The sequence below is a fragment of the Pseudodesulfovibrio sp. genome, assembly GCF_028692895.1.
Lineage (GTDB): Bacteria > Desulfobacterota > Desulfovibrionia > Desulfovibrionales > Desulfovibrionaceae > Pseudodesulfovibrio.
Map to the genome: position 1 here is coordinate 1 of NZ_JAQUWN010000101.1, position 9605 is coordinate 9605.

The following is a 9605-nucleotide window of genomic DNA, read 5'->3' on the forward strand; positions in this document are numbered from 1 at the left end:
GGTGCCGAACGCGCCCCGGTCGCCTTCCTCCTCCACCTTGGCCAGGGGCCGGACGCCGGAGAGATAGCTGTAGAAGAACTGTTTGGGGCAGACCAGGTAGCGGTCCAGCGACGAGGGCGACAGTCCGTGCTCGCGGAGTTTTTTTCGCAGGCTGTCGCGGATGGCGTCCGTGACGCCGATGGCCGGGGCGTCGGCGCGCAGCGCGCCCGATTTGAAGGTCACGGTGCGGATGAGCGGGTCGCCGGGCTCGATGATGCGCCGTTCCTTTTGTTCCCGTTCCCACAGGAGCTGCTCCACGAACCGGCTGCGCACGGACTTGGAGTCCAGCAGGCCGGGCTGGATGCCGCTCTGGTAGTGGATGACCGCCTCGTCCGCGCCCATGAGAAGCCGGTAGAAGTTGTAGGCGGCCACGTTGTCCCGCTGGCGGGCGTCGGGCAGGCCGAGGAGGTTGCGCAGCGGGTCGGGCAGGAGCGAATCGTAGGGATCGGTGCCGGGCAGCCGCTCCTCCACGCCGTCCAGGATGCGGACGCGGCGGAAGTGGAGCAGCCGAGTTTCCAGCACGCCCAGGACCTGGAGCCCGGCCAGGGGCTCGGGCTCGAAGGAGACGCGCTCGCCCGCCAGGATGCGCCGCAGCCCGGCGAAGAGCGTGGACCGGCCGTAGGGCTCCTTGCTGGTCTGGGCCCCGCGCAGTTGCGGCACCACCGAGGTGGTCAGCCGGAACAGGCATTCCGCGTCCACCAGGTAGGTGTGCCAGAGCCGCTCGCCGTGCGTGTGGAGCATTTCGGCCAGGCCGTTGAGGGCCTTGCCCAGGGCGTCGAAGCTGCCCACGCCCTCGAAGCCGGTCAGGCAGCGGGCCAGGACCTCGCGGCGCAGGGGTTCGGCCACGGTCGGGTCGGCCTCGGCCAGGTCCTTTTCGCCGTAGGGCGGGTCCCAGGCCAGGGGATCGAGGTGGCGGTCGCCCCGGCGGATGACCTCCTCCCAGAGGTGGAAGACGCGCCTCAGCGGCTTGTCATCCGGCCCCAGCAGCCGCAGGTAGGGGTGGCGGATCAGGGCGATGACGTCCTTCCAGTGGTAGCGGCCGTCGTCCAGCCGGTTTTCCTGGAGGACGAGCAGGGTTTCTACCAGCCGGGCCAGGGCTGTGCGGGCCAGCGGGTAGCCCATGGAAATGTTCGGGTCGCCCTCGGGCAGGTGGTGCAGCACGGGCAGGAGCGCGCCCTCGTCGGGCAGGACCACGGCCGTGTCGTTCAGGGCCGGGAGGGCGGCCAGGTCCTCGGCCAGGGCGGCCAGTTGCGAGTGGCGGTCGAACCCCTCCACGAAGCGGATGTCCGGCCCGTCGCCGCGCTTTTCTTCCTTGCCGGACCCTATTGCCGGGACCGGCCGGGTTTTCCAGCGGGCCAGCCATGCCGCGTGCTCGGCGCAGGCCGGGTGGGCGGCCCCGCCTTCGGCCAGGGCCGGGTCGGAGTGGATGACCGGGAGGAGCAGGCCGTCTTCCCACAACCGGCGGAAGAACAGGTCCTCCGCGCCGCTCAGGGCGTAGAACCCGGCGGCCACCAGCGGGCGGCCTTCGAGCCGGGCGGCCACCTCGGCGATGTGGCCGGTAACGAACCGCCAGTCGAGGCCCGGCGTGGTCCAGCCGCGCTCGAAGAGTCCGGTGACGTAAGCGTGGTGCACGGCACCCAGTTGCTCCAGCAGGGCCGAGGCGTAGGCTGAGACCTCGCCCTCCATGTAGGTCAGGTCCGTGGGCTCCACGCCCTGGCGCAGCAGGTCGTCCAGGAGCCGGGCCAGGCGCAGCCCCCAGGGCAGGAACGCTTCCCGGTCCAGCTCGGGCAGCCTTGCCAGCAGGCCGCGCCCGGAGCGGCGCAGGTCGGTGACGATACCGTGCAGCATCTCCACCAGGTCCAGGTGATTGGCCGGGACGGCCGGGACCGGGGCCAGCTCGCGCCGCAGCCCGGCGATGAAGTCCGCGATGGAGGTCATGCGCGGCAGGAAACAGGGGCGCGGCAGGCCGGGGTGGGCCTTGAGGAACGCCTTGAGGTAGCGGCGCGGCCGGTTGTGCGGGAAGAGCACGGTCAGCTCGCCGAAGTCCGGCCGCCCGACCAGGTATTCGCCCAGGCCGTCCAGGAAGTCGCTGCGCCAGGGGATGAGCAGGATGGGTTTCATCTACGCCTCCTCCACGGGAACTATCTCCCGCCGGTCCAGGTAGATGAGCCAGCCCGCGCGCGGGCCGTCGCCGCCCGGCAGCTCTGCCAGGATGCGCAGATAGTCCCGCACCTGCTCCGCGTTCTTGGGCGAGGGCCGGCCGGTCTTGAAGTCCGCCACCACCGTGGTTTCGCCCCGGTGGAGCAGGTCGAACCGCTTGAAGTTGCCGTCCCGGTCCATGACCTCGGTCTCGCGCTCGCCCTCGGCCAGCCAGCGCCGCAGGTCCGGCAGGGACAGGGACCATGCGACCATGGCCCGCAGGTCCGCGTCGAGCCGGTCCCGTTCCGCCTCGGTGAGGGCCCCCAGGGCCGGGAAGTCGTACAGGGCCAGGCGCACGGCCCGGTCCGCGTCCGCCGCGTCGTCGCCGGTGACGCGCAAATGCTCCATGGTCCGGTGGGCCACCTCGCCGCGCATCCGCTCGTTGTAGAAATATTCGTCCAGGTTGTGGCGGTAGACGCGCAGCCTGGGCAGCCAGGACATGAGCGGCGCGGGCTCGGTGGCCGGGGGGAGGTCGCGGGGCTCGGGCGCGGCGTCGGCGGTGGAGGTCCGGCCGGGTGCGGGGAGGCTGCCCTGTTCGAAGACGCCGCCATCGAGATCGAGAAAGCGGTCCATGGCGGTTAGCGCTGGCCGGTCGGCCGAGGGCGCGGAGCTGAATCCGTAGAGCTCCTCGCGGGCGCGGGTCCAGGCCACGTAGAGCAGGTTGAGCTGCTCGCGCACGGCCCGGCCCAGGCTGGCGAAGTACGGGCGGCCGAGGTCCTTGCGCATGCGGGTCAGGAGCCGGCGGCCGTCCATGGTCCGGACCGCGTAGTCCTTGTCCGGCCTGACCTGCCAATTGTGGAAGGGCACGACCACCACCGGGAATTCCAGCCCCTTGGACTTGTGGATGGTCATGATCCGCACCGCGTCGATGTTCTCGGGCAGGGGGACCTTTTCCTCGCCCGACTGGTTCTCCCAGTATTCCAGGAAGGCGGAAAGCGAGCCGTAGCCGTTCTCCTCGGCCAGGTGGACGACCTCCAGGAAGCGGCGGACATAGAGCTCGGCGTCCGGGTGGCGTTCCAGGACCCGGCAGGCGCGCAGGGTCTCCTGGGTCAGGTCGTAGGGCGTCATCAGGCCGGACTGGTTGTAGAAGGGCTCGATGAGCCGCCGCCAGGCGTCCGGGAAGTCGTCGCGGAAGCAGACGCCCAGGGGGCGCTTGCGGGGAGTGGCCAGCCAGTTGTTCACGGCGCCGGGATCGAGGCCGGATTCGGCCAGAAAGACCTCGCGGCCGGTGATGAAGGTCAGGAAGGAGAGGTCGTCGCGCGGGAAGTCGAGAAAGGCGAGGAAGGCGGCCAACTGGCGGACGATGGGATGGCGGTCCAGGCGGAGGCTGTTCTCCGTGATGACCGGGATGTTCTTCTCCACCAGCAGGTCGCAGGCCAGCTCGGCGTGCACCTTGCTGCGCACCAGGACCGCGATGTCGCGGAAGGGACGGCGGGCCGTCAGCTCGTCCATGAGCCCGGACAGGGCCTCCAGGGTCTGGGCCTCCACCGCTTCCTTGTCCCCGCCTTCCAGCCGGGTCATGCGCACGTAGCCCTCGGTGCCCGCATGTTTGTCGGGCAGGGACTGGGCGCAGGCGCGGAAGTTGCGGTTCAGCTCGCGGGCGAAGTCCTCGCGGAAGCCGTCTGGCGCGCCCTTGAACAGGACGTCGGCCAGCTCACCGGCGTCGTCCGGGTCCTCCAGGCGGCCGAAGAAGTCGTTGTTGAAGGCGACCACGTTCTTGAAGCTGCGCCAGTTGTCCGGCAGGGTGTCGGCCGTTCGGACGGCGGCCAGCTCGGCCAGGCCGTCCTGGTCCAGCACCGCGTCAAAAAGGTCCTGGTCCCCGCCGCGCCAGCCGTAGATGGCCTGCTTGACGTCGCCCACGTAGTAGAGCGAGCCGCCCTTGGCCAGGCACTCGCCCGCCAGCGGGGTGATGGCCCGCCACTGGGCGCGGCTGGTGTCCTGGAATTCGTCCACCAGCAGGTGGTGCAACCGGCAGCCCAACCGGCAATACGCCTCGGACACCGCCTCGTCGGACGAGAGCAGCCGGTCCACGAACCCGGCCAGGTCCGCGCCCAGCACCACGCCCTGTTTCGGCTGGAGGTCGTGGATGGCCTTGAGCAGGGAGAGGGCGATGTTCACCGTGGGCGCAAGGTTGTGGGCCCCCATGAGCAGGGCCTGGTCCCGGACGTAGGCGGCATAGGTCTCCTTGAAGGAAGCGTAGGCCGCGTCCATGACCGGGGTGACGTCCTTCTTGCCCGCCGCCTTGATGCAGTCGGCCAGTGCGTCCTTGCGGGCGTAGGCGGAGTCCTTGGCCGGATGGAAGAGGTCCGCCGACTCGAAATTGTTCAGGAAATTGCCGAAGGCCTGGACCATGGGCAACCCGGCGTCGGTCAGGAGGCCGAGCAGTCGCCCGGCGCTGCGCTGCACGCCCGCCAGGTTGGCGGCCAGCAGCCCGCGCAGGGCCGCCTGGTCCGTCTCCAGCCCGCCGCGCTCGTCGCGCAGGAACCGGACCAGCTCCAGGAGCCGGTCGCGCACCGTGGACTGGAGCCAGAACCCGGCGCGTCCCTCGGCCGTGACCAGGGTCTCGACGGCGGCCGCCAGGAGGTCGCGCTCCGGTCCGTCGGTTTCGGCCCGGCCTATGAACTGGTCGTAGACCGCGTCAAAGGGCGCGGATTCGTCGAAGGCCATCTGAAAATCCGGGCGGATGCCGAACTCCAGGGCGAAGAGGCGCAGGAGCAGGGCGAGCAGGGAGTCGATGGTCCGGATGTTCAGGCGGTGGTAGCTGCGCAGGATGGAGCCGAGCACGCGGCGGGCCGTGGCCGCCGGGCAGGGCGGCTCCTCGCCTTCGGGGCGGAGCTCCAGGGCGCTCCGCTTGAGGGCGGCCACCACCCGTTCCTTCATCTCGCTGGCCGCCTTGTTGGTGAAGGTCACGGCCATGAGCTCGTGCCAGGTGTAGCCCGTGCGCGGGCCGGTGGAACAGGCGGCGGGCAGACCGCGCGGGTCCGCGCCGTCCAGCAGGGCGAGAAACCGGCGGGTGAGCTGGTACGTCTTGCCCGATCCCGCGGACGCCTTGACCTGCCTGAGTTCGGACATGGTTTACTCCTCGTCCCTCACCGTGCGCGCGGCCCGGGTGCCGGAGAGGACGACCAGGAACACGGCCGCGATGACCAGGCAACTGCCCAGGTAGCCGAACATGGAGAAGGTCTCGCCGAAGAGCAGGTAGGCGGCCACGGCGGCCACCACCGGCTCGAAGGTGGCGATGACCGAGGCGTGGGTGGCGTCCAGCATCTTGAGCCCCGCGTAGTAGGCGTTGAACGCGCCGTAGGAGGTGACCGCCGCCATGCCGATGAGCAGGGCCCAGGTCTGGGCGGACTTGGGGTGGAAATCCACGAACGGGAAGAGCAGCAGCGCGCCGAAGGGCAGAGCGTAGACGAAGATGGTCGGCGTGGCGTACTTGTGCAGGTATTTTTTCCCGAAGATGTAATAGAGGGCGTAGGTGAAGCCCGAGATCAGCCCGGCGGCCAGCCCGAAGGTGTTCAGGTGGAAGGCCGCGCCGCTGGTCAGCTTGGGCCCGATGCTGATGCAGGCCACGCCCGCGATGGTCATGCCCACGCACAGCGCCTTGGTCGTGGTCATGGCCTCCTTGAGCACGGCCCAGGAGAGCAGGGCCACCCAGGCCGGGGCGGTGTAGAGCAGCACGGCGGCCATGGCCATGCCCACATCGCGGATGGCCAGTTGGTAGGAGCCGTAGAACATGGTGACGCAGATGAAGCCGAAGCCGAGCAAGGCGGGCATGTCCGAGCGGTGCGCCCTTAACTGGCCTTTGATCGTGGCGTGGATGAGGAACATGACCCAAGCCAGGGTGGCGCGCCAGAAGGCTATCTCCAGCGGAGTGATTCCCTCGGCCAGGACGTATTTGGTGAAGATGCCGATGACGCCCCACATGAAGGCGGCGGCCAGGACCCAGAGAAAACCCGCCATGCTACAACTCCACCCGGGTGCCGACGCCCGCTTCAAGGGCCCGGCGGTAAATGAGATCGGCGGCCATGACGTCGTGGCTGGCGATGCCCATGAGCACAGCGCCCCGCCGTCCGTGGCGCACGCCGCGCGCGTTCCCCGCGCACACTTCCCCCAGGTCGGCGTCGATGTCCGCCGGACCGGGGTATCCGCCTTGAAAATACACGCCCAGTTCCCGCGTCCGGACGTACTGGTTGCGGTTGTCGCAGGTGAAGTGCGCGCCCTTGAACGCGTCCGCGCAAAAGGCGGCGTCGTAGTCCACGGCGATGGCCAGGCAGTCGGGCGTGAGCCACTCGCCCCGGATGAACCGCTGCGGATGCTCGGACATGGGCGTGCAGGTCACCACCACGTCCGCCCCGTCCACCGCGTCCTTCGGGTCCGCGCAGAAGCGCAGCGCGACGCCAGGCAGCCGCGGGCCCATCTCGTTCATGAACGCCCTGGCCGAGGCCTCGCGGACGTTGTGGCAGCGGACCGTGGCCAGGCGGGGAAAGGCCTCGCGCAGGGCCAGCAGGTTGGTCCGGGCCTGGACGCCCGTGCCGATCATGGCCGCGTCGGTGGCGGCCGGGTCGCCGAAGTGGCGGGCGTAGACCCCGGAAGCCGCGCCCGTGCGCCAGGCCGTGAGCCGGGCCGCGTCCATGACCGCCAGCGGCAGGCCCGTGGCCGGGTCGAGCAGGAGCATCAGGCCCGATATGCAGGGCAGGCCCCTGGCCGGATTGTCGGGATAGGCGGCGACGCATTTGACGCCCGCGCGGTCCACCGCGCCGCCCAGATGGCAGGGCATGGCGTGGATGAAGGCGTTCTCGCGCGGGTGGATGCCGATCTTGGCGGGCAGATCGCCCTCGCCCCGGCCCAGGGTGGCGAAACCGGCCTCCACGGCGTCCATGATCCGTGTCATGGAGACGCCGAGGGCGTCGATCTCCCTGGCAGCGAGCCAGAGCACTTCCGTAGTCATATCCGTTCCTTGCGCCTGGAATTCTGATTGGAAGGTTTGTTTTAGGCGTATTTGTGAAGTGCGTCAATGGACAGGGAAGTTCTTGCGGGCCGTGAGCGGGACGGCTATGGTACGGCAATGTTGGAACAAGAAAAATGGATCGTCCCGGAAGGGCGTGGCGGGGAGCGGCTGGACAAGGTCCTGGAGGCGCTTCTGCCCGGCTCCGGCCTGCGGCTTCGCCGACGGCTTTGCGAGGATGGACGCGTGGTTGTGGACGGCCGGGTTCGCAAGCCTGGCTATAAGGTTGTCGCCGGACAGCGCTTGGTTTGGAAAGGAGAGGGAACGTCGGTGCATCCAGAAGATTTGGGATTGATGGAAGTGGAGCGGCACGGCGGGATTGCGGGCGTGTACAAGCCGGGCGGGGTGCACTCCGCCGCCATCGCGGGGCGCGAAGCGCCGAACGCGGAGGAACTGCTGCCCCGGATGTTTGCGGATGAGACGCCGGTACTGCTCAACCGATTGGATTTTTTGACTTCCGGCCTGCTCCTGGTGGCCCTGACCGAGGCGGCCGCAGAGACCTGGCGCGCGGCCGAGGAGAACGGAAGCATCCGCAAGTTCTACCTGGCCGAGGTCCGGGGCCGGTTTGACGGCGTGGCCACGGTCCGGAGCCGGTTGGACACGGCGGACCGGAAGGTCACCAAGGTTCTGGACGAGCCTGACGAGGACCCGCGCCGCTGGACCGACGTGCAGAGCCTGTCCCACGACCGCGCCCGCGACACCTCCCTGGTCTCCTGCCTGATCGTCAAGGGCGCACGGCACCAGATTCGCGCCCACCTGGCCTCCATCGGCCACGCCATCATCGGCGACCCGCTCTACGGCGACGGACGCGAGGGGGAATCCCTGCACCTGCATCACCGGAGGGTGGAACTGCCCGGCTTCACCGCCGAGGTGTCGGCCCCGTTCTGAGGTCTTTCCCCCTTCTTTCCCCGATAGCGTTTTCGCCCCTGCTCCACTGGAGCGGGGGCTTCTTTTTTGGTGGGTCAGGCGTTTTTTCGGTCGTTGCGAAAGGCCAGGATGGCCGCGAGCAGGCAGGTGGCCGAGAGCATGGTGTAGAGCGGCAGGAAGGCCGACGGCGCGTGCGAGGCAGCGTGGTCCCGCCCTGTGCCCCAGGTCAGGGCCAGGGCGCTCACGGCCACGCCGAAGGTCAGGGCCACGTTGTTGACCGTGTGGAAGACGCTGGTGGCCAATCCCTGGCGACGCCTGCCCCCGGCCAGGAGCAGCTTGGCCGACGGGGCGAGGAACGCGCCGAAGAACATCCCCATGACCGGCAGGTAGACATAGATGAACCGGGCCGCGCCCAGGTGCAGGGCCAGGGCGAACAGGGCCGTGACCGCCGCGTTGCCCGCTGCGCCGAAGCGCAGCACGGACGAGGGCCGGAGCCTGTCGGCCAGGCGGCCCGCGTAGGTCGAGCCCGCAGCCACGCCGATGGGAAAGAGCGTCAGGGTTAGCCCGGCGTCCTGGTGCGACAGTCCGAGGACCCGGTCCAGGTAGAAGGGGAGCGAGAAGCCGTGCCCGGCGATGGCCAGGAACATGATCCCCTGGACCGCCAATCCCCGCCGGTAGAGGAGATCGGCGAAGAATCCCCGGTCGAAGAGCGGGTGGGCCGCCCGGTGCTGCCGGGCCATGAAACCGGCCAGCAGGGCCGCTCCGGCCAGGATCAGGACCACGGCTTCTCCGGTCCCGGCGGCCGCGCGGAGCCGCTCCACCCCCAGAATGCACAGCAGCAGGCAGCCCGAGGCCAGCAGGCAGCCCGGCCAGTCGAAGGGCGCGCGCTCCCGGTCCGAAAGGTCGTCGGGCGGCAGCCGCCGCCACACCAGCCATACCGCGATGAGCCCGGCGGGCAGGTTTATCATGAAGATGGAGCGCCAGGAGAGCCATTGGATCAGCACCCCGCCCAGGGGCGCGCCGATGAGGATGCCCACGGACCCGGCGGAGCTCAGGCCGCCCATGGCCCTGCCCACCTGGTTCAGAGGCAGCCGTTCGGGGATGAGCGAGTAGGCCGAGATGAGCATCATCGCAGACCCCGCGCCCTGGAGCCAGCGGGCGCAGATCAGCAGTGGCAAGTTCCCCGACAGACCGCAGAGCAGGGAGGAGAGGGTGAAGAGCGCGTAGCCAGCCAGGAGCAGTCGGCGGAAGCCGATCCGGTCGCCGAGGACGCCCAGCGGGATGGTCAGCATGGCGATGGCCAGCAGGTAGTAGAGCATCAGCCCGGCCGCTGCCCCGGCCCCGACCGTGAAGTGGTCGGCGATGGCGGGCAGGGCGATGCCCACGATGTTGGTGTCGAGACGACCCATGAACGTGGCGAAGCCGGTGCAGAGGAGGAGCAGGGGGATGGCGGCGCGCATGGGGGCCTCGTCGGGTCGGGGTTGGCGGAGTTTTT

At 69.5% G+C, this 9605-nt stretch carries 6 protein-coding genes and 1 pseudogene; 2 read left to right on the top strand and 5 right to left on the bottom strand.

The features are described 5' to 3' along the window. From PHP91_RS16275 to PHP91_RS16290, 4 genes are all read right to left on the bottom strand, one after another. On the bottom strand, positions 1–2160 hold a 2160-nt coding region (locus PHP91_RS16275; protein WP_300143193.1), incomplete at its 3' end, for a PD-(D/E)XK nuclease family protein. After that, positions 2161–5310 (bottom strand): UvrD-helicase domain-containing protein, encoded by a 3150-nt coding sequence (locus PHP91_RS16280; RefSeq protein WP_300143196.1) that lies wholly within the window; start codon positions 5308–5310, stop codon positions 2161–2163. Between the two features lie 3 nt (positions 5311–5313). Beyond that, on the bottom strand, positions 5314–6198 hold the full coding sequence (locus PHP91_RS16285; protein ID WP_300143199.1) for an EamA family transporter: 885 nt from the start codon (positions 6196–6198) through the stop codon (positions 5314–5316). 1 nt (position 6199) lies between these two features. Then, positions 6200–7186 carry an ornithine cyclodeaminase family protein gene (locus PHP91_RS16290; protein ID WP_300143202.1) on the bottom strand — a complete coding sequence of 329 codons (987 nt, stop codon included), beginning with the start codon at positions 7184–7186 and terminating at the stop codon, positions 6200–6202. Positions 7187–7303: 117 nt separating this feature from the next. On the opposite strand from PHP91_RS16290, the pseudogene PHP91_RS16295 reads away from it, so the two are divergent. Together PHP91_RS16295 and PHP91_RS16300 are read left to right on the top strand one after the other, a co-directional pair. Next, positions 7304–7474 (top strand): annotated as a pseudogene (locus tag PHP91_RS16295) (S4 domain-containing protein); the annotation flags it as partial. Positions 7475–7537: 63 nt separating this feature from the next. Further along, positions 7538–8131: an RNA pseudouridine synthase gene (locus tag PHP91_RS16300; RefSeq protein WP_300143208.1), complete on the top strand. Its 594-nt coding sequence runs from the start codon at positions 7538–7540 to the stop codon at positions 8129–8131. A gap of 74 nt (positions 8132–8205) precedes the next feature. Here PHP91_RS16300 and PHP91_RS16305 read toward each other — a convergent pair. After that, positions 8206–9605 (bottom strand): MFS transporter (locus PHP91_RS16305; RefSeq protein WP_300143205.1); only part of this gene is annotated, 1400 nt, incomplete at its 5' end.

What these genes read in the sequence shown, in the direction of transcription:
- PHP91_RS16300 (WP_300143208.1), top strand. Translation starts at nt 7,538, where the DNA reads ATGGAAGTGGAGCGGCACGGCGGGATTGCGGGCGTGTACAAGCCGGGC.
- PHP91_RS16280 (WP_300143196.1), bottom strand. Translation starts at nt 5,310, where the DNA reads ATGTCCGAACTCAGGCAGGTCAAGGCGTCCGCGGGATCGGGCAAGACG.
- PHP91_RS16290 (WP_300143202.1), bottom strand. Translation starts at nt 7,186, where the DNA reads ATGACTACGGAAGTGCTCTGGCTCGCTGCCAGGGAGATCGACGCCCTC.
- PHP91_RS16285 (WP_300143199.1), bottom strand. Translation starts at nt 6,198, where the DNA reads ATGGCGGGTTTTCTCTGGGTCCTGGCCGCCGCCTTCATGTGGGGCGTC.